15 protein-coding genes and 1 tRNA gene are annotated in these 25,817 nt (G+C 75.6%); 8 read left to right on the plus strand and 8 right to left on the minus strand.

What is annotated here, in order from left to right; translation table 11 throughout:
* The 6 genes from ACF09K_RS25395 to ACF09K_RS25420 all read left to right on the plus strand — a co-directional run bounded on the left by ACF09K_RS25395 (window position 1) and on the right by ACF09K_RS25420 (window position 6,253).
* Entirely contained in the window at window positions 1-759 is a 759-nt protein-coding gene (locus ACF09K_RS25395) for an SDR family NAD(P)-dependent oxidoreductase (RefSeq protein ID WP_392247156.1), read from the plus strand.
* 329 nt (window positions 760-1,088) lie between these two features.
* Complete coding sequence (locus ACF09K_RS25400; RefSeq protein ID WP_392246984.1) at window positions 1,089-2,108, plus strand: sugar ABC transporter substrate-binding protein; 1,020 nt, start codon at window positions 1,089-1,091, stop codon at window positions 2,106-2,108.
* Window positions 2,108-3,184, plus strand: coding sequence for an ABC transporter permease (locus ACF09K_RS25405; RefSeq protein WP_392246986.1), 1,077 nt, complete (start codon window positions 2,108-2,110; stop codon window positions 3,182-3,184). Before ACF09K_RS25400 ends, ACF09K_RS25405 begins: the two co-directional genes overlap by 1 nt.
* Before the next feature lie 4 nt (window positions 3,185-3,188).
* Window positions 3,189-4,103 (plus strand): ATP-binding cassette domain-containing protein, encoded by a 915-nt coding sequence (locus ACF09K_RS25410; protein WP_392246988.1) that lies wholly within the window; start codon window positions 3,189-3,191, stop codon window positions 4,101-4,103.
* A gap of 25 nt (window positions 4,104-4,128) precedes the next feature.
* The gene (locus ACF09K_RS25415; RefSeq protein ID WP_392246990.1) at window positions 4,129-4,716 is read left to right on the plus strand and encodes a GNAT family N-acetyltransferase; all 588 of its coding nucleotides are present in this window, start codon (window positions 4,129-4,131) and stop codon (window positions 4,714-4,716) included.
* Between the two features lie 292 nt (window positions 4,717-5,008).
* Window positions 5,009-6,253 carry a serine hydrolase domain-containing protein gene (locus tag ACF09K_RS25420; RefSeq protein WP_392246991.1) on the plus strand — a complete coding sequence of 415 codons (1,245 nt, stop codon included), beginning with the start codon at window positions 5,009-5,011 and terminating at the stop codon, window positions 6,251-6,253.
* Between the two features lie 78 nt (window positions 6,254-6,331).
* On the opposite strand, the gene ACF09K_RS25425 is transcribed toward ACF09K_RS25420, so the two are convergent.
* The 8 genes from ACF09K_RS25425 to ACF09K_RS25460 all read right to left on the minus strand — a co-directional run bounded on the left by ACF09K_RS25425 (window position 6,332) and on the right by ACF09K_RS25460 (window position 23,997).
* The gene (locus ACF09K_RS25425; RefSeq protein ID WP_392246993.1) at window positions 6,332-7,336 is read right to left on the minus strand and encodes a Gfo/Idh/MocA family oxidoreductase; all 1,005 of its coding nucleotides are present in this window, start codon (window positions 7,334-7,336) and stop codon (window positions 6,332-6,334) included.
* 170 nt (window positions 7,337-7,506) lie between these two features.
* Complete coding sequence (locus tag ACF09K_RS25430) at window positions 7,507-8,667, minus strand: Gfo/Idh/MocA family protein (protein WP_392246995.1); 1,161 nt, start codon at window positions 8,665-8,667, stop codon at window positions 7,507-7,509.
* A 224-nt stretch (window positions 8,668-8,891) separates the two neighbouring features.
* Window positions 8,892-9,959 carry a class I SAM-dependent methyltransferase gene (locus ACF09K_RS25435; protein ID WP_392246996.1) on the minus strand — a complete coding sequence of 356 codons (1,068 nt, stop codon included), beginning with the start codon at window positions 9,957-9,959 and terminating at the stop codon, window positions 8,892-8,894.
* Window positions 9,956-11,119 (minus strand): glycosyltransferase, encoded by a 1,164-nt coding sequence (locus ACF09K_RS25440; protein ID WP_392246998.1) that lies wholly within the window; start codon window positions 11,117-11,119, stop codon window positions 9,956-9,958. The genes ACF09K_RS25435 and ACF09K_RS25440 overlap by 4 nt, the downstream gene beginning before the upstream one ends.
* The gene (locus ACF09K_RS25445; protein WP_392246999.1) at window positions 11,116-11,970 is read right to left on the minus strand and encodes an alpha/beta fold hydrolase; all 855 of its coding nucleotides are present in this window, start codon (window positions 11,968-11,970) and stop codon (window positions 11,116-11,118) included. Before ACF09K_RS25445 ends, ACF09K_RS25440 begins: the two co-directional genes overlap by 4 nt.
* A 2-nt stretch (window positions 11,971-11,972) precedes the next feature.
* Window positions 11,973-12,290, minus strand: coding sequence for an acyl carrier protein (locus ACF09K_RS25450; protein WP_392247001.1), 318 nt, complete (start codon window positions 12,288-12,290; stop codon window positions 11,973-11,975).
* Window positions 12,287-16,966 (minus strand): beta-ketoacyl synthase N-terminal-like domain-containing protein, encoded by a 4,680-nt coding sequence (locus ACF09K_RS25455; RefSeq protein WP_392247003.1) that lies wholly within the window; start codon window positions 16,964-16,966, stop codon window positions 12,287-12,289. Before ACF09K_RS25455 ends, ACF09K_RS25450 begins: the two co-directional genes overlap by 4 nt.
* A gap of 8 nt (window positions 16,967-16,974) precedes the next feature.
* Window positions 16,975-23,997: an SDR family oxidoreductase gene (locus ACF09K_RS25460; protein ID WP_392247004.1), complete on the minus strand. Its 7,023-nt coding sequence runs from the start codon at window positions 23,995-23,997 to the stop codon at window positions 16,975-16,977.
* Between the two features lie 660 nt (window positions 23,998-24,657).
* Here ACF09K_RS25460 and ACF09K_RS25465 point away from each other — a divergent pair.
* Window positions 24,658-24,734, plus strand: a tRNA-Pro gene (locus tag ACF09K_RS25465).
* Window positions 24,735-24,880: 146 nt separating this feature from the next.
* The gene (locus tag ACF09K_RS25470; protein ID WP_392247006.1) at window positions 24,881-25,642 is read left to right on the plus strand and encodes a class I SAM-dependent methyltransferase; all 762 of its coding nucleotides are present in this window, start codon (window positions 24,881-24,883) and stop codon (window positions 25,640-25,642) included.
* Window positions 25,643-25,817: the final 175 nt, after the last annotated feature.

Genomic DNA, 25,817 nt, shown 5'->3' on the forward strand with positions numbered 1-25,817 from the left:
ATGCAGCTCGAGAACACCGCCGCCCTCGTCACCGGCGGTGCGTCCGGCCTCGGCGCGGCCACCGCGAAGGCGCTCGCCGAGGGCGGCGCGCGGGTCTTCGCCCTGGACCTGAAGGACGGCATCGACAAGGCGCCCGAGGTGCCCGGCGTGAGCTACGTGCCCGCCGACGTCACCGACCCCGAGCAGGTGCGGGCCGCCGTCGCCACCGCGGCCGGCTCCGGCGTGCCGCTGCGCACCGTCGTCAACTGCGCCGGCATCGGCCCGTCGATGCGGATCCTCGGCAAGAAGGGCGCCCACGACCTCGCCCTGTACGCGAAGGTGATCCAGATCAACCTGGTGGGCACCTTCAACGTCCTCACGCTCGCTTCGGAGGCCATCGCCGGGACCGAGGCCGACGACAACGGCCAGCGGGGCGTGATCGTCAACACCGCCTCCATCGCCGCCTACGACGGTCAGATCGGCCAGGCCGCCTACTCCTCCTCCAAGGGCGGCGTCGTCGGACTGACCCTGCCGGCCGCCCGCGATCTCGCCCAGTACGGCATCCGGGTGTGCACCATCGCCCCGGGCATCGTCGAGACCCCCATGCTGGCCACCGTCTCCGAGGAGTTCCGCGCCTCGCTCGCCGCCGGGGTGCCCTTCCCGCGCCGGCTGGCCCGGCCCGAGGAGTACGCGAAGCTGGCCCTGGCGATCGTCGACCACGACTACCTCAACGGCGAGACCATCCGCATGGACGGCGCGCTGCGGATGGCGCCGCGGTGACGCGCGGGGCACGGACCGGCTGATCGACCGGTCGGCAGCCGGCAGCCGACTGCCGACCGGTCGGAAGTCGGAGGGGTGACGGGACGCACGGTGAACGTGCGTCCCGTTCTGCTGTATGCCCGCCCGGTGGCCCGGTGGCCCGGTGGCCCGGTGGCCCGGTGGCCCGGTGGCCCGGTGGCCAGGTCGCCGGTCCTCGGTGCCGGCGCCTCCTCGGGGCGGATGACGCTCCCGCATACGGGGTAGAGATCGCCCCCTCGGGTGCGGGGCCCGCCCGTCCCGTTTCCCGTCGTTCCCGTCGTTCCCCTGTCGCACAGTGAGGTGCAGGAAAGATGGACAGACCTTCTCCCTCCCGCTCCCGCAGAGTCGCCCCGGTCGTGGCCGTGGCCGCCGCGGCCGCCCTGGCCCTCGCGGGCTGCTCCAGTGGTTCCGGCGGCAAGAAGGCCGAGGACGGAGGGGGCGGGGCCGCCGCCGGCAAGGCCACCACGCCCCGGATGACCGTCGCGCTGGTGACCCACCAGTCGCCCGGGGACACCTTCTGGGACATCGTCCGCAAGGGCGCCGAGGCCGCCGCCGCCAAGGACAACGTCAAGCTGGTCTACTCCGCCGACCCCAACGCCGGCACCCAGGCCACCCTGGTGCAGAACGCGATCGACCAGAAGGTCGACGGCATCGCCGTCACCCTCGCCAAGCCCGACGCCCTCAAGGACGTCGTCGCCAGGGCGAAGGCCGCGAACATACCCGTCGTCGGCCTCAACTCCGGTGTCAGCGAGTGGAAGGGCCTCGGTCTGACGGAGTTCTTCGGCCAGGACGAGACCGTCGCCGGCGAGGCCCTCGGCAACCGGCTGAACTCCGAGGGCGCCAAGAAGGTCGCCTGCGTCATCCAGGAACAGGGCAACATCGGCCTCACCCAGCGCTGCGACGGGGTGAAGAAGACCTTCTCCGGCACCACGGAGACCGTGTACGTCAACGGCACCGACATGCCCTCGGTGAAGTCGACGATCACCGCCAAGCTCGAGCAGGACGGCGCCGTCGACTACGTCGTGACCCTGGGCGCCCCGTTCGCGCTGACCGCGGTGCAGTCGGTGTCGGAGGCGGGCAGCAAGGCGAAGATCGCCACCTTCGACCTGAACGAGAACCTCACGGACGCCATCGGCCGGGGCACCGTCCAGTTCGCCGTCGACCAGCAGCCCTACCTCCAGGGCTACCTGGCGGTCGACTCGCTGTGGCTCTACGAGAACAACGGCAACTACCTGGGCGGCGGCGAGCAGCCGGTGCTGACCGGTCCGGCCTTCGTCGACAGGTCCAACGTCGACGCGGTCGCCGCGTACGCCGCGAAGGGCACCCGGTGATGAGCGTGAGCCGGCCCGCCGGGCCGGCGGTGACCGCACCGCCGGCCCCCGGCCCGAAGGAGACCGACGGCCGGACCTCCCGGCGCCCGCCGGCCCTGCGGCTGCTGGCCCGGCCCGAGGTGGGCGTCTTCCTCGGCGCCGTCGCGGTGTACGTCTTCTTCCTGGTCGCGGCCCCGCCGGTGCGCGACGGCGGCTCGATGGCCAACGTCCTGTACCAGTCCTCCACCATCGGGATCATGGCCCTGCCGGTGGCGCTGCTGATGATCGGCGGCGAGTTCGACCTGTCGGCCGGCGTCGCCGTCGTCACCTCGGCGCTCACCGCGAGCATGCTCAGCTACCAGCTCACGATGAACGTCTGGACCGGCGTGGTCGTCGCGCTGGCCGTCTCCCTCGGGATCGGCGCCCTCAACGGCTGGATGCTCGTGAGGACCGGCCTGCCCAGCTTCCTGGTCACCCTCGGCACCTTCCTGATCCTCCAGGGCGTCAACCTCGCGGTGACCAAGCTGGTCACCGGGAACGTCGCCACCGACGACATCAGCGACATGGACGGCTTCGGCCGGGCCAGGAAGGTCTTCGCCTCGTCCTTCGACGTCGGCGGCGTCCAGGTCAAGATCACGGTGGTGTGGTGGCTGGTCCTCGCCGCCCTCGCCACCTGGGTCCTGCTGCGCACCAGGTACGGCAACTGGGTCTTCGCCGTCGGCGGCGACGAGGAGTCCGCGCGGGCCGTGGGCGTCCCGGTGACGTTCACGAAGATCTCCCTGTTCGTGCTGGTCGGCTTCGGCGCCTGGTTCGTCGGCATGCACCAGCTGTTCACCTTCAACACGGTGCAGTCCGGCGAGGGCGTCGGCCAGGAGCTGATCTACATCGCCGCGGCCGTCATCGGCGGCTGCCTGCTCACCGGCGGCCACGGCTCGGCGATCGGCCCGGTCTTCGGCGCCTTCATGTTCGGCATGGTCCAGCAGGGCATCGTCTACGCCGGCTGGAACCCCGACTGGTTCAAGGCCTTCCTCGGCGTCATGCTCCTGGGCGCCGTCCTGATCAATCTGTGGGTCCGGCGCACGGCCACCCGGAGGTGACCCCATGACGAACGGCACATCCGGCACCCACGGTGCCGCCCCCGCGGACGTCCCCCCGGCCGACGCCGACCGCCCCCTGGTCGAACTGCGCGGCGCGGGCAAGTCCTACGGCAACATCCGTGCCCTGCACGGCGTCGACCTGACCGTCCGCCCCGGCAGGGTCACCTGCGTGCTGGGCGACAACGGCGCCGGCAAGTCCACCCTCATCAAGATCGTCTCGGGGCTGCACCGGCACACCGAGGGCGAGTTCCTCGTCGACGGCGAGCCGGTGCGCTTCAGCTCCCCGCGCGAAGCCCTCGACCGCGGCATCGCCACCGTCTACCAGGACCTCGCCACCGTCCCCCTGATGCCGGTGTGGCGCAACTTCTTCCTCGGCTCCGAGATCACCAAGGGCCCCTGGCCCGTACGGCGCCTCGACATCGGGACGATGAAACGGACCGCCGACGACGAACTGCGCCGCATGGGCATCGTCCTCGACGACCTCGAGCAGCCCATCGGCACCCTCTCCGGCGGCCAGCGCCAGTGCGTGGCCATCGCCCGCGCCGTCCACTTCGGCGCCCGCGTCCTCATCCTCGACGAGCCCACCGCCGCCCTCGGCGTCAAGCAGTCCGGCGTCGTCCTCAAGTACATCGCCGCCGCCCGCGACCGCGGCCTCGGCGTCATCCTCATCACCCACAACCCGCACCACGCCCACCTGGTCGGCGACCACTTCAGCGTCCTGCGCCTGGGCACCATGGAACTCTCCGCCTCCCGCGACCAGGTCAGCCTCGAAGAACTCACCCACCACATGGCCGGCGGCACCGAACTCGCCGCCCTCGAACACGAACTGGCCCAGGTCCGCGGCGTCGACGTCGACGAACTCCCCGAGGAGGAGGACCCCACCCCACCCGCGGCGGACGGCGGCGGAGAGAGGAACTGACGAACCGTCACCTATGCTGGCGGGCATGGACACCACGCACGACACCGGTCCGCGAGCCGTACGGCTGGAGGCCGCCGCCACCGCGTCGGCGCCCGCGCTGCTGCTGCGCCCGTGGCGCCCCGAGGACGCCGCCGGGGTGACCGAGGCGTACCGGGACCCGGTACTGCGCCGCTGGGCGACCGTGACCGTGCGGGACGAGGCGGAGGCGCTGCACTGGCTGCGGGCGCAGCGCGACGGCTGGGAGACGGGGGCGCGCCTGGCCTTCGCCGTCCTGGAGGCCCGGCCCGACGGCGGCGAGGGGCGGCTGGCGGGGCACGTCGTCCTCAAGGCGCCGTACGGTCCGGAGCCGGAGGTGGGCTACTGGACCGCCGCCCCCGCACGCGGCCGGGGAGTGGCCCCGCGCGCGCTGGGCGCGCTCACCCACTGGGCCTTCACTGCCTTTCCCTCGGTGACCCGTCTGCGGCTGCTGCACACCGCCGCCAACACCGCCTCCTGCCGGGTCGCGGAGAAGGCCGGGTACGGCTTCGACACCGAACTGCCTCCGGCCCCACCGGAGTTCCCGTCTGAGGGGCACCTCCACGTACGGGCCGCCACGGGACGAGCCCGCGCGTGAACACCACCCGCGGCCGGGCCCGTAGTACTCCTCCTCCAGCCGGACGGCGAAACCGAGGCCGCGGTGGAACCCGACGGAACCCGCGTCGCCCGGCGCGGTGACGGCCTTGAACCGGACGGCTCCCCGGGCGCGGGCCGCCCGCGCGAAGGCCTCGTACCGGGCGCGGCCGAGCCCGGCCGCCGACAGGCGGCGGTCCACGCCCGCTCCTATCCTGGTGCTGGTGGGCCGCGCGCGGCCCGTGCCCCTGGTGCGGCTGTGCCCTGCGGCGAAGTCTCCTGGTGGGAGTGAGCCCATGACGCATCCGCGTGTCCGTGCGCGCACCGGGGCCGTGGCCGCCGCCGCGGTGGCGGCGCTGGTACTGCCGCTCGCCGGCGGTACGGCGGGGGCGGCGCCCCCCGTCGGGGCCACCGCCGCCGCGGCGCCCTCCCCCACCCCCTCCGGCGACGGCGTCCGCGACCTCACGCCCGACGTGGAACAGCAGCTCGACCGGGCCGTCCAGCAGGTCATGAAGCAGGCGAACGTACCCGGTGTGTCCGTCGGCATCTGGACGCCGGACAAGGGCGAGTACGTGAAGTCCTTCGGCGTCGCCGACAAGGACACCGGCCGGAAGATGGCGCCCGACCTCTTCATGCGGATCGGCAGCGAGACCAAGACGTTCACCGTCACGGCCGTGCTGGAACTGGTCGACGACGGGAAGATCGGCCTGGACGACACCATCGGCACGTACGTCGACGGGGTGCCGAACGGCGACCGGATCACCCTGCGGCAACTGGCCGGCATGCGCAGCGGACTGTTCAACTACTCCATGGACGAAGGCTTCTTCAAGGCGCTGACGTCCGACCCGTACCGGCCGTTCCCGCCGCGGGAACTGCTCGACTACTCCTTCAAGCACCCGGTGCTCTTCCAGCCCGGCGCGGAGTTCAACTACTCCAACACCAACCTGATCCTGCTCGGCCTGGTCGTCGAGAAGATCAGCGGGCAGACCCTCGCGGACTACGTCCAGGAGAACATCCTCGACCCGGCCGGCCTGGACGACACGAGCTTCCCCACCGGCAACGAGTTCCCGCAGCCGCACGCCCAGGGCTACACGAACCAGACCGCGACCGGCAAGATCGAGAACGCGACCGACTGGAACCCCTCCTGGGGCTGGGCCGCCGGCGCGATGATCTCCAAGCTGGAGGACCTGCGGGTCTGGGCGCGGACCGTGGCCACCGGTCAGCTCCCCGACGGGGGAAGGATGATCAGCCCCGCCACCCAGAAGCAGCGGCTGATCACGCCGTCCGTGCCGGTCCCCGGCACGGGCTACGGGCTCGGCATCTTCGACGTGCAGGGCTGGATCGGCCACAACGGCTCCCTGCCGGGCTACCAGTCCCTGACCGTCTACCTGCCGTCGGCGCAGGCCACCCTCGTCGTCGTGCTGAACACCGACGTCAACTACAAGAACGAGGAGCCCAGTACCCTCTTCGGCGAGGCCATCACGAAGATCATCTCGCCGGACCACGTCTTCAACCTGCCGACTCCGCCGGCCCCGAAGTGAGGCGGCGGCCGGGCGAGGGCGGGACGGTGGAGGCACCCGGCGGCGGGCCGGGTGCCTCCACCGTCCTCCGCGCGCCGCTCAGCAGGCGCGGACCTCCGCGATCGTCACCGGCCGGTGCTCGCGCAGCGACAGCGTGCACGCCTCCGCGACCCAGCCGGCCTCCAGGGCGTCCTCGACCGTGCACGGCGAGGGCCGGGTACCCGCCACCACCTCCGTGAAGGCGGTGAGTTCGGCCCGGTAGGCGGCGGTGAAGCGGTCCATGAAGAAGTCGTGCGGGACACCGGCCGGGAAGGTCACGCCCGGCTCCACCGAGCGCAGCGGCAGCTTGTCCTCCAGACCCACCGCGATGGAGTCCCGGAAACCGTGGAGCTCCATGCGGACGTCGTACCCGCGGGCGTTGTGGCGGGAGTTGGAGACCACGGCGATCGTGCCGTCGTCCAGGGTGAGGATCGCGCCCGTGGTGTCGGCGTCGCCCGCCTCCCGGATGAAGTCGGCGCCCCGGTTCCCGCCGGCCGCGTACACCTCGCGCACCTCGCGGCCGGTGACCCAGCGGATGATGTCGAAGTCGTGCACCGAGCAGTCCCGGAAGATGCCGCCCGACGCGACGACGTACGCGGCCGGCGGCGGCGCCGGGTCCAGGGTGGTCGACCGCACGGTGTGCAGGGCGCCCAGCTCACCGGAGCGCACGGCGGCGCGCGCGGCGACGAACCCGGCGTCGAAGCGGCGGTTGTAGCCGATCTGGATCGGCACGTCCCCGCCCCGGACGGCCCGGAGCACGTCGACGCCCTCCCGCATGGTCCTCGCGACGGGCTTCTCGCAGAACACGGGCACGCCCGCGTCGACGGCGGCCAGGATCAGCGCCGGGTGGGCGTCGGTGGCGGCGGCCACCACGACACCGTCCACCCCGGCCGCCAGCACGGCCTCCGGCGAGTCCGCGACCTCGGCACCGAACCGGTCGGCGGCGGACTTGGCGGCCTCGGCGAACGGGTCGGCGACGACCAGCGACTCGACGGCGTCGAGTCCGGACAGGGTCTCGGCGTGGAAGGCGCCGATGCGGCCGAGGCCGAGAATGCCGATACGCATGGGGGTGCAGCTCCTTGAAGGTCGTACGGGAGGCCGTACGGACGGAGGTCGTACGGGGAGGGGTCCTTTCAGCTCATACATCATGCGGGCGGCGGGCGGCGGGCGGCCGTGGTCGGTGGTCGGGACGCGACCGGCCCGCCCCGGCCACCACGCGGGCACGGACCGGTCCGCTACGCCGAGGGGACGTCCACCCAGGTCCCGCTCGCGGCCGAGCGGACCATCGCGTCCAGTACGGCCGCACCGCGCACGGCGTCCGTGAGGGTCGCCCCGTACGGGGTGCCCTCGGCGATCGAGCGGAGGAAGCGGTACGCCTCGATCACCTTCAGGTCGTCGTAGCCCATGGCGTTCGCCGCGCCCGGCTGGAAGGCGCCGAACTCGCCCGCGCCGGGGCCGACGTACACCGTGCTGACCGGCTGGTCCTGGTAGGTGGTGCCGCGGCCGACCGCCAGCTCGTTCATCCGGCGGAAGTCCCAGGACACCGCACCGCGGGTGCCGTGCACCTCGAAGCCGTAGGAGTTCTGCTCCCCGACCGAGACCCGGCAGGCCTCCAGGACACCGCGGGCGCCCGAGGCGAACCGGAGCAGGCAGCCGACGTAGTCCTCGTTCTCGACCGGGCCCCGTACGCCGCCCGCGGCGAGGGTGTGGCCGGCGGTGGGGCCGGCGGGGCGGGCCCGCTCGGGGACGAAGACGGCCGTGTCGGCGGTCAGCGAGGTGATCTCGCCGAGCAGGAAGCGGGCCAGGTCGGCGCCGTGCGAGGCCAGGTCGCCGAGGACCCCGCTGCCGCCGCGCTCACGCTCGTAGCGCCAGGTCAGCGCGGAGTCGGGGTGGGCGGCGTAGTCGCTGAAGAGGCGGATGCGGACATGCGTCACCGCGCCGATGTCGCCGGCGGCGATCAGTTCGCGGGCCGCCTCGACGGCGGGCGCGTTGCGGTAGTTGAAGCCGACCGCGCTCCGGACGCCCGCCTTCGCCGCCGCGTCCGCGACCGCGCGGGCGTCGTCGGCGGTGAGGCCCACCGGCTTCTCGATCCACAGGTGCTTGCCGGCCTCCGCCATCGCCACACCGATCTCGCGGTGCAGGAAGTTCGGCGCGGTGACGCTGACCGCCGCCACCCGCGGGTCGGCGGCGACCTCCCGCCAGTCGCGCACCGCGGAGGCGAACCCGTACTGCTCCGCGGCCTCCTCGGCCCGGCCCGGCACCTCCTCGGCGACCGCGATCAGCTCGGGCCGCAGGGCGAGCCGCGGGAAATGGTGCGGCACGCGCGCGTACGCCCGCGTGTGCACACGGCCCATCCAGCCGAACCCGACGACGGCGACACCCAGCGGATCACTCACGGCAGTAGCCCCTCTTGGACCGGTCACGCCTTGTCCCCACCTTGTCCAGATCACCCTGATCTTCCGTTTTCCGGGATGTCAAGGTCTTCGGTGGCCCGGTGGTCCGGTGGTCCGGTGGCCCGGTGGTCCGGTGGCCGGGCGGCCCCGCGACCGGGCCCGGGCGGCCGGGCGGGCGGGCGCCCCGCCGGACCGGCCCTGGGCCGCGGGGCGCACCGTCCCGTCCCTCAGTCGCGTCGCGCCACGATCCGGTAGGCGTTGGACAGGCCCAGCCGGTGCGACAGCGGCCGGACGGCGAACCGGTCGAGGAGGGTGCCCGCGACCAGCGCCGGGGCGGCGGCGAGGAACAGCGCGGCCCGCAGCGCGCGGCGGGCCCGGCCGGGTGGCCCGGGCAGCCAGGGCGCGTCCTCGCGCGGCGCCGCGTGGTCCAGCGCCAGCCATCCGGCCGCCAGCAGGTCCACCGGGTCGTGCGGTTCGGCGTGCTGCTCCGCGACCACCGTGAACCCGAGGTCCGCCAGCCGCTCCCGCAGGTTGGCCACCGGCACGAAGTGCAGGTGCTGCGGCTGGAGCCACGGCAGCCACCACCGCCCGAGCAGGCGGGCGTAGCGGCTCTCCGGGTCCGGGACCTCGATCAGCAGGTGCCCGCCGGGCCGGACGGCCTCCCGGGCCGCGCGCAGTTCCCGGTCCGGGTCGGTGCTGTGCTCCAGGTAGTGGAACATGCTCACCACGTCGTAACGGGCGGCCAGTCCGGGCGCGAGGTCGGGGAAGGCGCCCCGGTACCCGTGCCGCACCCGGCCCTCGCGCTCGGCGAGTTCGACGCCGTCGGTGAAGTCCAGCCCGTCGAACACCGTGCCCGGCAGCACCTGGCCGGCGACCGCGCAGAAGTGCCCGTGCCCGGTGCCGACGTCCAGCCACGTCTTCGGCCCGGCGTCGTGCGGCAGCATCGAGGCGGCCCGCCCCCGGTACATCTTCGTGCGCCCGCCGAAGGTGTCGCCCAGCTTCTTCTCGCCGAGCCCGTCGTAGAAGTCCCGGTAGTAGAACTCCAGCCCCGCGGCGCTGAGCCGGGGGTTCTGGAAGGTGTGCCCGCAGTCCTCGCAGCGGTCCAGGACGAACCGGCCCGGCTTGTGCTGGAGCAGGTCCGTGGTCCGCAGCCGCGTGGTCAGCCGGGCCGAACCGCACCAGGGGCAGTCGGTGCGGCGCGGCTCGAAGAAGCGGTCCACGCCCGCCGCGAGATCGTCCCGGTAGCGGGGCCGCAGTGCCGCGATCCGCCCGCCCTCGTCGCTCTCGTCGTTCATCGCGCCTCCCCGGCGAGTTCCTCGAGATGGTCCGCGGCGGCCGGCGCCCCGCCGGCGGCCCGCAGGGCGGCCCCGATCCGCTCGGCCGCCGCCCGGTGACCGGGTGCGTCCAGTACGGCGTCCAGGGCCGCGCCCAGCCGCCCCGCGCCGGCCCGGCCGAAGCGCACCCGCACCCCGGCCCCCGCGTCCGCGACCTGCCCGGCCACCACCGGCTGGTCGTCGCGGACGGGAGCCACCACCAGCGGGATGCCGTACCACAGCGCCTCGCACACCGTGTTGTGCCCGGCGTGGCAGACCACCGCGGCCACCCCCCTCTCCAGCAGCGCGAGTTGGGGAACGGACGGGACGACCAGGACGTCCTTGTCGCCGGCCGGCGGCGGCCGCAGGGTGCCGCCGGGATCGACGACCACCCCCTGCACCCGGTCCGCCCGTTCGCGCAGCGCCGCCACGCACACCTCGAGGAAGCGGCCGCCGACGTCGGTGTTCGCCGTGCCGAGCGTCACCAGCACGGTCCCGCGCCCGGCGTCGAGCCATTCCCAGGGGAAGCCGGCCGCGGCGGGCCGGGCCGCGATCGAGGGGCCGACCCAGCGGACGCCCTCGGCGGGGCCCGCCAGCTCCGGCACGCTGAAGGCGAGGACGAGACGCGGCGAGAACCGCGGATCGGCGCCGCCGGCCGGCACCCCGGCCGAGGCCCGCAACCGCCCGAGCCGTTCCTCCAGCCACGCGCGGACCTTCGGCAGCCCCGCCAGCGGATCGGTGAACTCGGCGGAGGTGGTCGCCGACGTCGCCCACGGCACACCCAGGCGTTCCGCGGCCAGGGCGCCCGCGAAGGCCTGCTGGTCGGCGACCACCACGTCCGGCCCGAACCGCTCCACGGCCGCCCGCACCCCCGGCGCCATCGCCTCGGCGAGCGGCAGCAGGTACCACTCCCACAGGAACCGCAGCGCCTCGGGCCCGCGCAGCTCGGGCGGCCGGCTCCCGGCCGGCGCCCCGGCGCACGCGAACACCTCGGCGCCCGGTCCCGCCAGCCGTCGCACCAGCGCGGGATCGGGGCACACCCACGCCACCGCGTGCCCCCGCCCGGCGAGGGCGGCCGCCACGCCGACGGCCGGGTTGACGTGCCCGGTCAGCGGCGGCACCACGAACAGGTAGCGGCTCACCGGGCCCGTGCCCCCGTCCGCTCGGCCTCCCGCGCGAGGACGCGTGCACGGCCGCCCGGCCCCTCGGCCTCCCGCACCAGCGCCAGGACGTGGCCGCCCACCGTCGCGGCCGCCTCCACCAGCACCGAGTGCTCGTGTCCCGCGATCACCACGGTCCGGCAGTCCGGCAGCGACGCCTCGAGCCAGGGCGCCAGTTCGGCGAGGTCGGAGTCGCCGCCGTAGACGCCGAGCACCGGGCAGCGCACCGACCTGATCTGATCCTCCGTCAGTACCCGGCTGGCCGGGATGTCCCCGCCCAGCGTGGTCTCGCGGGCGAGGCGGGCCGCGCCCCGGGCCAGCCGGGCGGTGTTGTGGCCGCGGTGCGCGGTGATCCAGGCGATGGCGTCGGGCTCGTTGTGCGCGAGCTGCGTCACCACCCGGTCGAGGATGCCGCCCAGCTTCACCGCCCAGGCGGCGGTGGCCGGTTCGGACTCGACGAGGGTGAGGCTCGCCGCCCGCTCCGGATGCCGGGCCGCGTAGCCGAACGCGACCGTCCCGCCGTAGGAGTTGCCGACCAGATGCACCGGGCCGCTCACCGCGAGGCGGTCGAGGAGCGCCTCCAGGTCGTCGACGTTGTCGTCCAGGGTGTAGCCCTCGGCGGGGCGTTCGCTGCGCCCGTGGCCGCGCAGGTCGTACATGACCACGTCCAGGCCCGCGGCGGCGAACGTGGGGGCCACCGTGAAGTAGTAGCTGGCCAGGCTGTCGGTGAGCAGACCGTGCACCAGCACCACGGTGGCGCCGGCCGGCCGGCCGTCGCGGGGGCCGAGCCGCTGCACGTGCAACCGGACGGCGCCGGTGTCGACCATGGCCATGGTCAGCTCGCCTCCGCGGACCCCAGGCCCGCCACGACGTACTCGACGAGCCGTCCGACGGTCAGCTCGATGATCTCGTCGAACTCCATGCCGGCCAGGAACTCCGCGAAGTTGACCCGCTCGCCGTACCGCTCCTGGAGCAGCCCGGCCAGGGTGACCAGGTCGATGCTCTCCAGCTCCAGATCCCGGTTGAAGGTGGTGTGCATGCCGATCTCGACGTCGTCGAGGCCGTACTCGTCCTCCATGAGCCGGCCGAGCATCTCCGTGAGGTCGGCGAGGACGGTCGCCTCGTCGGCGGTGACGGGGGTGGGGGAGGTCATCGGTCGTACTCCTTCGCTTCGGTGGGACCCGTCGTCCAGGCCACGACGTACGCGCGGTCCGGCAGGCGGGGCGGGTTGGCGGCCGGGGCGCAGTGCACGGTGTAGGCGCGTTCCAGGCGGCCCGCGACGGTCAGCCGGTCGCCGGCCGGGGCGGCGTCGAGGACGGCGAAGTCCCGCGGCCGTCCGCGCAGCCCGGTGCCCTCCGCCTTGGCGACGGCCTCCTTCGCCGCCCAGAAACGCGTGAACCACCACGCCTCGGAGCCGTCGGGGGCTCCCGCGCGGGCCCCCTCGGAGGCCAGCGCGCGCAGCAGCCCCAGCTCCTCCCGGCCGAGGGCGGCGGCCAGGGTCTCCGGCGTCCGGTCGGTGACCTCCTCGACGTCGATGCCGGGACCCGGCCACGGGGTGTGGGGCCGCACGATCGCCACGGCCGCCTCCGCGCAGTGCGCCAGTGACACGTCCAGCGGCGGCAGGACCCGGCCGTGCACACCGGTCACGTACGGCCGGCCCGCCTCGTCGTTGTCCACCCGCAGCTCGGCCGGGAAGACCGGCCCCTCGCCCCGGTCCCACAGCCACCGCCGTACGGCGTCCTTGACGGCGATCCGGCCCAGCAGCCACTGCCGGCGGCCCCGGGGCGCGTGCTCCGCGTACCGCACGCGCTCCGGGCCGGCGAGCGAGTTGCGCATGATCAGCTCGCGGGACGCCAGGTCGGGCCAGCGCTCGTGGAGCAGCGTCCAGCCGCCCGGCCGGGCCTCGGAGAGCGTGTGGCGCTCCGGGAAGCGCTCGACGGGACGGGTCCTCGGGTCGTTGTCGAAGCGGCGGTCCTGCCAGCCGCGCAGCTCCGCCCACACCGTGCCGCCGACGGTCAGCTGGACGTCGGCCTCCAGGGACGCGTCGGTGAGCGAGGTGATCCGCACCAGGCACCCCACCCGGGTACCGGGCGCCGGGTGCGGCCCGTGGAAACGCATCTCGCGCATGCCCACCGGGAACACGACGGTGCGTTCCGCGCGGGTCGCCATGATCCAGTAGCCGAGGATCTGACCGACGTTGTCCAGCAGCGCGCCGGGCGCGGACGGGGTGGTGATCACGCCCCGGACGTGCCGGTCCCCGATCGCGGTGAGCTCGGTGACGCCCTGGAACGCCGGACCGTGGAACATCCAGCGCTCGGCGTACAGCTGTTCTGCCGTGTGCTCGGGGACCCGCTCGGCGGCGGTGCCGGCCGGCCAGGGGGCGGGCGGTACCGGGTGGGCGGCGGCGAGTTCGACGGTGGCGCGGGCCCGCGGGCCGAAGGAGACCGCCAGCCGGTCGGGTCCCTCGGGAACCGCGGTGACGGGCACGTCGACGGCGGGGGTGGCGGTGAGCCACTCCTCGAACCGCGCCCCGTGCACGGCGACCGGCACCCGGCCGGGCGCGGCCTGCCGTGCCGTGTCCACGATGTGCTGCACGATCGTCGTCGCCGGCACCACCGGCCACCGGTCGGACACGTCCGGCCAGCCGGGCCGCTGCGGGAAGAAGCAGTGGTCCAGGAGGTACGGCATCGCGTCGGGGGAGACCCGCACGGTCGTGCGGTACGGGCCGGGCGGCGGCGGGGTGGACTGTGGCGGGGCGGGCCGTGGTGCGGTGGGGGACGGCGCGGTGGAGGGGAGCGCGGTGCGGGACGGCCGGGTGAGCGGCGGCGCGGCGGGGCGTCCGGTGCCGGCCGACGCGGTCAGGAGGGCGGCGGCGGTGTCCGCCGTGTCCTGGAGCAGCGCGGACAGCTCGGCGGCGACCGGCGAGCCGGGCGCGAGGGCGTCGAGGGCGCCCAGGCCGGGACGCACGGTGTTCGCGGGTGCGGGTGCGGGTGCGGGTGCGGGGCTTGCGGGGCTCACGGGGTTTGCGACGCTCGCCGTCCGTCCCAGGCCGGCCCGCAGCGAGTCGAGTCGGTCGGGCGGGAGCGACACCAGGCCGCCGCCCAGGTCCAGTTCGACCGGCCGCGGTCGGGGCCGGGACCGTACGGCCCCGGCGTCCGCCGCCGGTGCCGGCTCCGGGGCCACCTCGGCGCCCGCCGTCCACAGCGCGGTGGCGACCCGGCGGAGCTGGGCCAGGCCGCCGCGGTGCGGGGAGTTGGCGGCGACGACGAGATGGTCGCGGCCGCCGAGCGTGTCGCCGACGAGGGAGCCGAGCTGCCCCGGACCCACCTGGACGAACACCCGGTGGCCCGCCGCGTGCAGGGCCTCGGCGAGCTGCCGGAAGCGGACCGGTTCCAGCAGGTGCCGGACGAACAGCTCCCGCACCCCCGCCTCGTCCCCGGGGAAGGGCGCGGCGGTCGTCCCCGACCACACGGGGGTGTGCGGCGGGTGCAGCCGGAACCGTTCGGAGGCCTCCCTGATCGGGCCGAGGTGGGGCGCCAGCATCGGCGTGTGGAAGCCGGAGCGGAACGGCAGCACCTGGCCCAGCACCCCCCGGGCGCGGAAGTCCCGCACGAACTCCCCGACCGCCGCGTCCGGGCCGCACACCATCGACTGGCCGGGCGCGTTGTCGTGCGAGAGCACCAGGCCGGTCCCGGCCCACCGCTCCTCCCGCAGCGCGGCCAGCACCCGCTCCGCGGGCGCGCCGAGCGCCCCGAAGGCGAGGCCCGGCACGGTGAGGGCTCCGGGATCGAAGTCCGCCATGAAGGCGTCGACCTCGTCCCCCGCGTACAGCCCGCCCGCCGCCATCGCCGTCCACTCGCCGAGGCTGTGCCCGGCGACCGCGTCCGGCACGATCCCCGCCCGGCGCAGTGCCGCGTCGAGGAGACGGCCGACGGCGACGACGCCCAGCCCGTGCCGGCCGAGGTCGCCGACGCCGTCCTCGGCGAGGGCGGGTACGGACAGCCCGAAGTGGCCGGCGACGTCGTCCACCCGGGGGGTGAAGTCGCCCTCCAGGCCGGGGAAGAGGAAGGCCAGCCTGCCGCCGCCCGCGCCCAGCAGGGGGCCGGGCCGGAACCAGACGTCGCTGCGGCCGTGCCAGGCGCGGCCCTTGGCGACCGCGCGGCGGGCCAGGGCGAGCCGTCTGCCGGTCGGGCCGACGATCCCCAGCCGGACCGGTCCGGCCTGCGGACCGGGCCGGGCCGGATCGAGTCCGGCGGCGCGCACGGCGCCGTCGTCGGCGTCGAGCAGGGCCGCGAGACCCTCGGGCGAGCCGGCCGCCAGCAGGAGCACCGGCTCGCTCTCGACGACGCGGGACACCGTGCGGGCGGTGGTCCGGTCGCGGGCTTCCGGCGCCGGCCGGCCGGTGGCCGGGCCGCCGTTCCCCGGCGGCTCCTCCAGCACCACGTGCGCGTTGATCCCGCCGAACCCGAACGCGTTGACCGCGGCCCGCCGCACCGGCCGGTCCGGTGCGGTCTCCCAGGGGGCGGCCTTCTCCAGCGTGCGGAAGCGGGTGCGGGCCAGCGCCGGGTGCGGGTCGTCGCAGTGCAGGGTCGGCAGCAGCGTCGCGTGGTGGACCGCGAGGGCCGCCTTGACCAGTCCGGCTACCCCGGCGGCCGGCATGGCGTGCCCGATCATCGACTTGACCGAGCCGAGCACGGCCTCGCCGTCACCGGGCCCGAACACCTCGGCCAGCGTGGCCAGTTCGGCCCCGTCGCCGGCCGGGGTCGCGGTGCCGTGCGCCTCCAGCAGGCCGATCGCGCCGGACGCGGCCGGATCGAGCCCGGCCGCCCGCCACGCCTGCCGCACGGCCTGCGCCTGACCGCCCGGATCGGGGGTGACGAGCCCGGCCGCCCGGCCGTCGCTCGCCACGCCGGTGCCCCGGACGACGGCGTAGATCCGGTCGCCGTCGCGTTCGGCGTCGGCGAGCCGCTTGAGGACGACCACGCCCGTCCCCTCGCCGATCAGGATGCCGTCGGCGTCCCGGTGGAAGGGCCGGATGCGCTGGCTGGGGGAGAGGGCGCGCAACTGGGAGAACACGCTCCACAGCGTGATGTCGTGGCAGTGGTGGACGCCCCCCGCGAGCATCAGGTCGCAGCGCCCGGTCGCGAGTTCACCCACCGCCTGGTCGACGGCGACCAGCGAGGAGGCGCAGGCCGCGTCCACCGTGTAGGCGGGGCCGCGCAGGTCGAGCCGGTTGGCGATCCGGGAGGCGGCCAGGTTGGGCACCAGACCGATCGCCGACTCGGGGCTGTCGGGCCCCAGCCGGTCCGTGAACGCCTGCCGCACCCGGTCGAGCCGGTCCTGCGGCAGCTCCGGCAGCAACTCGCCCAGGGTGCGCACGAGCTGGCCGGCGGTGCGCACCCGCTGGTCCAGCCGGACCAGGCCCGGGGTGAGGTAGCCGCCCCGGCCGAGGACGACCCCGACCCGCCCCCGGTCCGCCAGGCGGTCCGCGCCGCCCGCGTCGTCGAGGGCGGCGGCGGCCACGTGCAGCGCGATGAGCTGGTCGGGTTCGGTCCCGGCCACCGAGTTCGGCATGATCCCGAACCGGGTGACGTCGACCCGCGCGAGCCCGTCCACGAACCCGCCCCGCCGCGCGTACACCCGGTCCGCGGCGGCCGGTTCGGAGGCGGTTCCGGGACGGTAGTAGTCCGCGTCCCAGCGCCCGTCCGGCACCTCCCCGACGGCGTCCACGCCGTCCCGCAGGTTCCGCCAGTAGGTTTCCAGGTCGGGGGCGCCCGGCAGCAGCACCGCCATCCCCACGATGGCGACCGGCACTTGACGGGACGTCACGGCGGCGGTCACCAGCCCGGGGCGGTGTGGACGACGGCCGTCGCGGACTCCTCGCCCCAGGCCAGCTCCCGCAGCAGCGCCGCGGTGCCCTCCTCCGGGTCGATCAGGCGGATGCCGCGCCGGGCGTACTCGCGGGCCAGCTCCGCGCCCACCATGCCGCCGTGCCCGGCGGCGGGCGCCCAGGGACCCCAGTGCACGGTCAGCGCGCGCCGGCCGGTGCGGGCGGCGAAGGCGGCGCCCAGGGACTCCAGGGCGTCGTTGGCCGCCGCGTAGTCGGCCTGGCCGCGGTTGCCGAGGACGGCGGAGATGCTGCCGAACAGCACCGTGAACGCGGGCGCGGCGGGCAGTTCCTCCAACGCCGCGAGCAGTGCCCGGGCACCGCCGGCCTTCGTGCCGTAGACCCGCTGGAAGGACTCGGCGCTCTTCTCGGCGATGAGCCGGTCCTCGATGACGCCGGCCGCGTGGACCACACCGTCGAGCCGGCCGTGTTCGGCGTGGATCTCCTTCACGGCCTGGCGCACGGCGTCCGGCTCGCGGAAGTCGACCGAGCGGTAGCGGGCCCGGCCGCCGAGCGCGTCGAGCTCCGCCAGGGTCGCCCTGATCTCCCGCTGGGCGAGCAGGAGTCCGGCGGTGCGGTTGATCTCGGCGGGCTTCGCCCCGCCGCGCGCGGCGAGCACGGCGCGCAGCTGCGCCGGGGTGCCGGCCGCCGCGGTGTCCGCGTCCTCCGGGCCCTGGGGCGCGGGCGTGCGGCCGAGGAGTTCCAGACGGCAGCGGGCCGCGCCGGCGAGCGTCGCGGCGAACTGCGCGGTGATGCCCCGCGCCCCGCCGGCCAGCACCACCACGGAGTCCCGGTCCAGACCCAGCGCGGCGGCCTCGGCCGCGCCGTCCCCGGCCGGCCCGGCGCCCGTGCCGGCGAGGGCGCCGAGCGGCACCTCCACCAGCTCGAACCCGTGCCGTCCGGCCGCCGACCGCACCACGACCGGCACCCGGTCCGGGGCGGCGGCCTCCAGCCCCACGGCCTCCGCGACCGCGGCGGGCGAGACGTCGGCGAGTTCGACGACCCGCGCCACCGTCTCCGGGTACTCCCGGGCCACGGTGCGGAACAGACCGCGCAGCCCCGCCGACCGCGCGTCGTCGCCGGCCGGCCGGACGGCCAGCAGCCACCTGGGTCCGCGCGCCAGGGCCGCCTTCAGCACCGGGAACGCGTCCGGCAGCACGGGCGTGCCGTCGTCCGCGAGCGCGCCGAGGTACAGCACCCCGTCCACCGGCCCGTCCCCGTCGTCCGTCAGGTGGTCCCGGCCGCGTACGGCGACCTCGGCACCCGACGCCGCGAGCGCGGCCGCCACCCCGGGCGCGTCACCGAGGACGAGCCAGCGGGTGCCGGGCAGCAGGACGGCGGGGTCGGGGCCGTCGGGGCGGTCGGGGGCGCCGGCGCCGGCCAGGAGCACCGGGCGCAGGACGTGCCGGCGGGGCGGCTCCCCGGTCACGGCCTCCCCGGTCACGGCCTCCCCGGTCACGGCCGTCGCGGGCGCGGCCTCCCCGGTCACCGCCTCCGCGGGTGCGGACGTCACGGGCGCGGACGTCACGGGAGCCGGCTCGTCCGGGGGCGCCGCCGCCTCCGGCGCCGCGGGCGTCCCCAGCCGGGCCGTGAGCCAGCCGGTCACCGCCGCCGCCGTACGCGCCTTCGTCAGCTCCTCCAGCTCCGCGTCGGCCATCGAGGTGAGGTCCGCGCCGCCCCCGGCGCCCAGCCGCCTGGCCAGTTCACCGGCGATCTCGGCCCGCTTGATGGAGTCGATGCTGAGGTCCGCCTCCAGGTCGAGATCGGGCTCGATCATGTCGACCGGGTAGCCGGTGCGTTCGCTGATGATCTCCAGGACCAGCCGCTCGACGTCCACGGGCCCGGCGGCCTCCGGCCCGGACACCGGCACCGGGTCCGGCTCCGGCACCGGCATCGGCTCCGGGAGCGCCGCCGCGGCCGGGAACCCGGGCACCTGCGGCAGGGCCGCCGCGGGCGACGGTGTCTGCGGGGGGAGGACGGGCGCGGCGGCCGGGGCGCCGGGCACGCCGCCGAAGTAGGTGAGCAGCACGTCCCGTTGGGCGGCGATCATCTCCCGGCTGGTGCGCAGGAACTCGGCGACGAGGGCGTCCCGGTCGGACGGGAGGCCGTGCGAGGGGTCGGTCGTCACAGTCGTCTCCAGGGGGGCCGCGGGGTCCGCGACGCGTCGGGCCGGTGCGAGGGCACCGGGGAGGAGGGCGCCGGCGGCGGTGCGGACGAGCTGCCCGTCCACCGTCCAGCCGGGGATGCGGGGCGCGGGGGCACGCAGCGCGTCGACGGCGTCCCGGCCGCGCAGCAGCCGTCCGGTGCGCACCGGCAGCCCCGCGACGGCCAGCCGGGCGAGGGCGTCGAGCCAGCCGCGCAGGCCGCCGCCGGGGCGGGGCTCGCAGGCGACCGCGGTGTGCGGGCGCTCGCCGAGGATCTGACCGACCAGCCCGGTCAGCACCGATCCGGGACCGGCCTCGACGAAGACGCGCGCGCCCGCCTCGTACATCGACTCGATCTGCTCGGCGAAGGAGACGGGGGCGCCGATCTGCGCGGCGAGCTCGGCCCGGACCGCGTCCGCGCCGGCGGCGTACGGGGCGGCCGTGCGGTTGGACCACACCGGGAACTCGGGGGCGTGCACCGGGTGGGCCGCGAGCACCTCGGCGAAGCGGTCGCCGGCGCCGGCCACCAGCGGGCTGTGGAAGGCGCACGCCACCGGGATCCGCCGGGCGTCGAGACCGGCCCCGCGCAGCAGTCGTACGGCCTCGGCGACCGCGTCGGTCGGACCGGAGACGACCGTCTGGCGGGGGGAGTTGCGGTTGGCCACGACGACGGTGTCCGGAGCGCCGGCCGCCTTGAGGGCCTGCTCCGTCTCCTCGGCGCCGGCGGTCACCGCGGCCATGGTCCCCGGGTCCTCCCCGGTGGCGCCGAGGATCGCCGCCGCCCGCTCGCCGCTCAGTTCCAGCAGCGTCTCGGGGGCGAGGGCCCCGGCGGCGCAGAGGGCGACCAGCTCGCCGTAGCTGTGCCCGGCGGCCATGTCCGGTTCCACGCCGGCGGCCGTGAGCAGGGCGTGCGCGGCGAGCCCGGCGACCCCGAGGGCCGGTTGCGCCACCCGGGTGTCGGTGAGCGCGGCCCGCTGCCGGTCCCGGGCGGCGTCGTCGAACGCGGCCGGCGGGTACAGCGCGTCGGCGTGCGCCCGGCCCAGTTCCAGGTGCGGACGCAACTCGGGGATCGCGACGAACAGTTCGGCGAGCATGCCGGGGCGCTGGCTGCCCTGCCCGGGGAAGAGGAAGGCGACCTTGCCGCCGTCGGCGTCCCCGGCGCCGGCCAGATGGATCCCGCGGGCGGCCGGGTGGCTCCCGCGGGCGGCGGGGCCGGCGCCGGTCGGGGCGTCGAGCACGGCCCGCAGCTTGTCGGTCAGGTCGGCCACGTCGCTCGCCACGACCGCGATCCGCACCGGGTCGGTGCTCGCGTCCGAGCGCCGTGCCGCGGCGAGCGCCAGGTCGCGCAGGCGCCACGGGCGGCCGTCCGCCCCGGCGGCCCGCAGCAGCTCCTCGACCGCCTGCCGGGCCGACCTCTCGTCCCGGCCGCGGAACACGAACAGCTCGGCCGGCCAGGCGCCCGGTCCCCGCGCCGGCGTCGCCCCGCCGGCGTGGGCGGCCAGCACCACGTGGAAGTTGGTGCCGCCGAAGCCGAACGCGCTGACCCCGGCCAGGCGTTCGGCGGCGGGAGCGGCCCACGGCCGGGCCTCGGTGTGGAAGGCGAACGGGCTGCGCTCCGCGTCCCAGGCCGCGTTGGGAGCCTCGACGTGCAGCGTCGCCGGCCGGACGCCCGTGTACAGCGCGAGCAGCGCCTTGATCAGGCCGGCCAGCCCGGCCGCACACTTGGTGTGCCCGATCTGCGACTTGACCGAGCCGATCACACAGCCGCCCGCCTCGGCGCCCGCCTCGCGGAACACCTCGTCCAGGACGGCGAGTTCGGTGCGGTCGCCGACCACCGTGCCGGTGCCGTGCGCCTCGACGAGGCCGACCCGCGCCGGGGAGACGCCCGCGCTCGCGTAGGCCCGCCGCAGCGCGGACCGCTGGCCCTCGGGGCGCGGCGCGGTCAGTCCGAGGGAGCGGCCGTCGCTGGAGGAGCCGACGCCCTTGACGACGCCGTAGATCCGGTCGCCGTCGCGCTCGGCGTCCGCGAGCCGCTTGAGGACCACGCAGGCCACGCCCTCGCCGAGGGCGATGCCGTCGGCCGAGCCGTCGAAGGCGCGGGAGCGGCCGGTGGGGGAGAGGGCGTGCACCGAGGAGAACAGGACGTAGTCGTTGATCCCGTTGTGCAGGTCGGCGCCCCCGCACAGCACGACGTCACTGGTGCCGGCGAGGAGCTCCTTGCAGGCGGCGTCGACCGCGGCCAGCGAGGAGGCGCAGGCGGCGTCGACGGTGTAGTTGGCGCCGCCGAGGTCGAGCCGGTTGGCGATCCGGCCGGAGACGACGTTGGCGAGCATGCCCGGGAACGAGTCCTCGGTGAGCCGCGGCAGCTGTTCGTCCAGTCCGCGCGGCACCGTCCCGTAGTAGGAGGGCAGCACGGCCCGCAGGGTGGCCGCGTTGGACAGGTCGCTGCCGGCCTCCGCGCCGAACACCACCGAGGTGCGGGAACGGTCGAACTCCCGCCCCCCGTCGCCGTACCCGGCGTCCTCCAGGGCCCGCCGGGCCGCCTCCAGGGACAGCAGCTGGACCGGCTCGACGTGGCCGAGGGAGGCGGGCGGGATGCCGTAGCGCAGCGGGTCGAAGGGGATCGGCGGCAGGAAGCCGCCCCACTTCGACGCGGTGGACGTGCCGTGGTGCACCGCCGGGTCCCAGCGGTCGGCCGGGACCTCGCCGACCGCGTCCACGCCGCCCACGACGTTCGCCCAGAACGTGGACAGGTCGGGCGCCTCGGGGAACATGCAGGCCATGCCGACGACGGCGATGTCGAGCGGCGCGGGCGCCGCGGGGCGCGGGGCCTCCTCGACGCCGAGTTCGGCGGCCCGCCGGGACAGGAACGCGGCCGCTCCCGTCGTCACGGACGCGTGCAGCGCGGCGAGCGTCGTGGTCGCCGAACGCAGCACGGCCACCTCGCCCGCCATGAACATCCCCTCGGCGAGCTGCCGTTGCTCGCCGACGGGCGCGAGGGCGCCGTCCGCCTCCCGCGTCACCCCCTTGCTGGCGAGGCGCAGCCGTCCGACGTTGAGCCGTTCCAGCTCCTCCCAGATCCGCCGGTCGGGGACGCCCGCGGCGCGCAGCCGGGCCTCCTCCTCGCGGTAGCCGGCCGCGAACGGGCTGGGCACGCAGCGCGTGGCGTGCCCCGGCGCCGACTCCAGCAGGGTGGTGCGGTCGGCGGCCAGCACCTGCCGCTGGAACAGCGGCCGGATCGCTCCGTGCGCCACCGCCTCCTCGGTGAACAGGTACGCCGTGCCCATCAGGACGCCGACGGCCGCCCCGCGCGCGGTCAGCGGCGCGGCGAGCGCGGCGACCATCGCGGCCGACCGCTCGTCGTGCACCCCGCCCGCGAAGAACACCTCGAGGTCACCGGCGTCGCCGCCGTCCTCCACGTGGTCCTCCAGGACGGCGAGCTGCGCCTCCCACAGCGGGAAGGCCGCCCGCGGCCCGACGTGCCCGCCGCACTCCGAGCCCTCGAACACGAACCGGCGCGCACCGGCCCGGAGGAACTGCCGCAGCAGCCCCGGCGACGGCACGTGCAGGAAGGTCCGGATCCCGTCCCGCTCCAGCGCCCGCGCCTGCGCGGGCCGCCCGCCCGCGATGATCGCGTGCGTCGGCCGCACCTCCCGCACGGCCTCCAGCTGCGCGGCCCGCACGTCCTCCGGCGCGAAGCCGAGCACGCCGACCCCCCAGGGCCGGCCGGCCACCGCGTCCCGCGTCTCCGTCAGCATCGCCCGCGTCCGCTCGCCGTCGGCCAGCGCCAGCGCCAGGAACGGCAGCGCCCCGTCCGCGGCGACCGCCGCCGCGAACCCCGCCTCGTCGCTGACCCGCGTCATCGGCCCCTGGGCGACCGGCAGCCGGGTGCCCAGCGCCCGGCTCATCGGCGACCCTTCCGCGGGCACCCGTACGGTCCCCGCGTCGCCCGCGGCGTCGCGCACCGCGTCACCCACGGCGTCGCGCACCGCGTCCCGCAGCGCCCGCACCGTCCGCCGCGCGTCCCCCCAGCGGTCGGCGAACCGGGCGGCGAGGAAGCCGTCCTGGCCCACCGGCAGCAGCCGGGTGCGCGGGTCCCGCCCGCCGAGCAGGGCCGAGACCTCCTCGGGACCGGCGTCCGCGGGGAGGGACGGGGCGTCGGGGCCGCGGCGCAGCAGCACCCGGTGACCGACGACGACGACGGTCTCCGACCCGTCCAGGGGGCGCAGGGCGGCGGCCGTCGCCTCGGGCAGCGAGGACTCGGCCAGCAGCGCGAGCTGTCCGTCGAGGACGACCCCGGCCGCCCCGCCGGCCACCGCGGCGGCGGCCGTGCGCGGGCCGATGCCGCCGCAGGCCCACACCGGCAGGTCCGGCTCCGGTGCGGAGAGCAGCTGCTGGAGCAGTACGAAGGTGCTCAGTGTGCCGGTCCGGCCGCCGCACTCGTTGCCCCGCGCGATCAGACCGTGCGCGCCGGCACGGGCGGCCTCCCGGGCGCCCGGCAGGTCGGTGACCTCGACGAGGACACGGTGCCGGGCGACGAGTTCGCCGAGCGGCCAGGCCGAGCCGGCGGCCAGCACCACCGTGTGCGGGCCGCCGGTTCCGAGGTCGGCGGGGGACAGCCGGCAGCGGGGACCGACCCTGACCCCGAAGCCGCCCGGCGCCGCGCGCCGCAACCGGCCCAGGGCCTCGCGCGATCTTCGGCCGCCGTCCCCGAGATCGAGCACGCCGAGCCCGCCGGCCCCGGCGATCGCGAGGGCGAGCCCGGCGTCGGATTCGCCGAACGGGGTGATGCCGATGATCATGTCCTCGGAGCGCACAGCGAACGTCATCGATTCTCCGAATCAAGGTGAAACTGCACGGTGGGGGGTTCGGGACAGCAAAGGCGTGCACCGGTATCCCGGCGGGAAAGATCACCGCGGAAGGCCGTGAAAAGCGCTTGTTCGAAGCGCGTCGAAAGTTAGTGGCCTTATTACTCGCCGGTCAACGTTTGAACGACCGCTCGGTTTGCTGCCGCATCGATTCGGTCACGTTCGAGGAAAAGGCCATGGTGGAGGAAAACGGATCTATCGCTTTCCTCGCCGGCCCCGTTCATTCGTTCCACACATTGTTGAAACATGGGCGGGCGACGGAAATAGGTTTCTTTGAGGTGCATGTCCGGAAAACGGGGACGCGTGGTCCGCCCGGACGTGGCGCGCGGGGAAAATCCGTGTGTCGCGGTCGAGCGGGCGGGAAGGGGCCGGATCCGCCCGTCCCTGCACCGCGGCCTCCGGGGGGTGGCCTCCGGGGGTGGCCTCCGGGCCGCGCGCCCTCCGGCATCCTGCGGCGGCGCACCTTTCGGGGCACGCCCTCCGGTGGGGTGCCGTGCGGCACGCGGCACGCGGCACGCTGCGTGCGACCGTTCGGCCCGGCTGTGGTCGCGGCCGTGGCACCGGTGCGCGTGCGGTAGTGTTTACCTGCGCGTTCCCGCCGTTCACCGGTGCGGGGCGCGACGGGACGTGGCGCAGCTTGGTAGCGCACTTGACTGGGGGTCAAGGGGTCGCAGGTTCAAATCCTGTCGTCCCGACCAGCACGATGTGGTCGGAGGCCGTCTTCTCGGACGAGGAGGCGGCCTCCGTCGTGCCCGGGATCCTTCGCGGCGGCCCCTGGCGGCGGCCGCCGTCGCGGACGGTAAACCGTTGGACGGCTCCCGGACGCCGGACCATCGTGGGATCCATGGATCAGGATCAGCAGCAGATCTGGGACGCCGACGCCGCGGGCCGCTACGACACTCCCGGCACCGGCATGTTCGCTCCCGGGATCCTCGGGCCGACCGTCGACCGGCTCGCCGGACTCGCCTCCGGGGGAAGGGCGCTGGAGTTCGCGATCGGAACCGGGCGGGTGGCGGTGCCGCTCGCCGCGCGGGGCGTGCCCGTCACCGGCGTGGAGCTGTCCCGCCCGATGATCGGACAACTGCGCACCAAGGCCGACGAGTCGGCGATCCCGGTGGTCGTCGGAGACATGGCGACGGCCCGCGCGCCGGGGGAGTACACGCTGGTCTACCTCGTGTACAACACGATCTCCAACCTCCTCACCCAGGCCGAGCAGGTCGCGTGCTTCCGCAACGCCGCCCGCCACCTGGGGCCCGGCGGGCGGTTCGTGGTCGAGCTGTGGGTGCCCGAGCTGCGCAGGCTCCCGCCGGGGCAGGAGGCGACCGTCTGGCGCGCCGAACCCGGTTACATCGGCCTGGACACCTACGACGTCCTGCACCAGCACGTCGTCTCCCACCACTTCAGGTTCGACGACAGCGGCCGGCGGGCCCGGCTGGACCGCAGCCCGCACCGTTACGTCTGGCCCGCCGAACTCGACCTCATGGCCCAGTTGGCCGGCTTCGGGCTGGAGTCGCGGCACGCGGACTGGGACGGCTCCGAGTTCACCGCCGAGTCCCCGTCCCACGTGTCGGTGTACCGGCTGCCGGACCCCGCGACCGCGGAGTGAACGGCCGGGTGGTCCCGGCGCGGCCGGCTCCGGCGCGTCCCCGCGGACGCCCGGCCGGCCGCGGGGACGCGCCGTGTGCGGCCGCGCCCGTCCCCCTCCCCCGAAGGCGACGGACGCCGGCCCCTTCCCCCGGCGCCGGACAGTGGTCCCCGGGCGCGCACGACGCCGCCCCGTG

Source organism: Streptomyces sp. NPDC014882, from assembly GCF_043081325.1.
Taxonomy (GTDB): domain Bacteria; phylum Actinomycetota; class Actinomycetes; order Streptomycetales; family Streptomycetaceae; genus Streptomyces.